Source organism: Pseudomonas sp. EA_105y_Pfl2_R69 (assembly GCF_963970915.1).
Taxonomy (GTDB): domain Bacteria; phylum Pseudomonadota; class Gammaproteobacteria; order Pseudomonadales; family Pseudomonadaceae; genus Aquipseudomonas.
This window is the reverse complement of sequence record NZ_CAXAOO010000017.1, coordinates 1-1305: the sequence shown is the minus strand read 5'-3', so window position 1 is coordinate 1305 and position 1305 is coordinate 1. Positions and strand designations below refer to the sequence as shown.

General features: G+C 44.6%; 1 protein-coding gene. It reads right to left on the bottom strand.

The annotated features are described in order from the left end of the window. Positions 1 to 562: 562 nt before the first annotated feature. Positions 563 to 1171 (bottom strand): hypothetical protein, encoded by a 609-nt coding sequence (locus AACY13_RS22565; protein ID WP_339463829.1) that lies wholly within the window; start codon positions 1169 to 1171, stop codon positions 563 to 565. Positions 1172 to 1305: the final 134 nt, after the last annotated feature.

The following is a 1305-nucleotide window of genomic DNA, read 5'->3' as shown; positions in this document are numbered from 1 at the left end:
GCTGCGCGAACTACAGAATGGCCAGGGCGGTAAAGCCCACAACAGGCCGGATATACGAATGCAACCGCGCTGACGACAGGTGCAAAAGAAAAGCTTTGCCCACTACTTGTGGGGAGAGTCCATATACCATTTGTTAGACCCCACATAGGTGCCTGCATGGTCCATGCTAAGAATTTACCCATGCCAGAAACTAAGTGGGAGGGCGAAATACATAATTACGATAGCCAGTAAAGTGCCTAGGCACAATCTGTAGGCTGTGGCACTTATAATTATTTCTTTCTTCTTACTTTCCTTATATTTGCCGCGCAAAATGTAAAACATAATTCCGAAGTGGTCTCCTGGGTTGAATATTCCAGGTTTTCCTAGCGATATCCACTTTTCTGGTTCGTGTAGTTTTAACTTGGATATAAAATTTTGCTGAGTGATAAAAGTAAGGAATATTCCTGGAATTAATAAAATTTCGAACATGTGGAATTTTCTGCTCTAGGTCTAACGTTTGGTTAAGGGGCGGGCTTTAGCCCGTCCCAGTGAGCGAAGCGAGCGATTTGAACCACTGTTAGGCTTATGGACTCCAACTATGGTCTTTCGGGCTGTTAATTATGAAATTTTGATTTCCGAAATTTGTGCTTTTATCAAGTGTGATGCTGATCTTTATTGGGTCCTGCAAGCGATCTATTATGGGTTCGTTTTTATAGGTAAGTGGAGTAGATATTTCGGAAACTCCTGTTTCAGGTAGATACACCCGAATCGACGCCCCTTTATTACTTGCTCCAATCAAAGTATCGCCCCAGGTATTTTCAATTTCAGGTTCTAAGTAATATTTGGTTCCGTCTGCGGGAGACGTTATCCATGTTTCAGCATCGTAGACGCTGGGTTGGTCTGGTGGCGAACTGAGCCACCCCGTCATATTTACTAAATCATATGCTGGAAAGCCGTTCGGAAGTAAAACAGCTAGTTGACCATCAGTTTGTGGGTGTAACTCAATCGCGAAGGTGCCGGATACAGTTTCTTTCGTCAGATCGTCATAGTCAATAATGGCAGCTCTGACATCTGCAATGTCTCCGTTTTTTACTAGTATCCAGCCTTGTGCTGGAAGAAACTCATAGCCAGCCGATTGGCTGCTTACACCAATAAGAAAAACGGTAATCAGATATTTAAGATACGAAGACATTGGGTAGAGCCTAACGTTTGGTTAAGGGGCGGGCTTTAGCCCGTCCCAGCGAGCGGAGCGAGCGATTTGAATGCTGTAATGGACTCTCCCCGCGCCACAGTTCTATACCGAGAACGGTGGTGACTGAAATTGGG

Coding starts and splice junctions, on each gene's coding strand:
- AACY13_RS22565 (WP_339463829.1), bottom strand. CDS start 1,171: ATGTCTTCGTATCTTAAATATCTGATTACCGTTTTTCTTATTGGTGTA.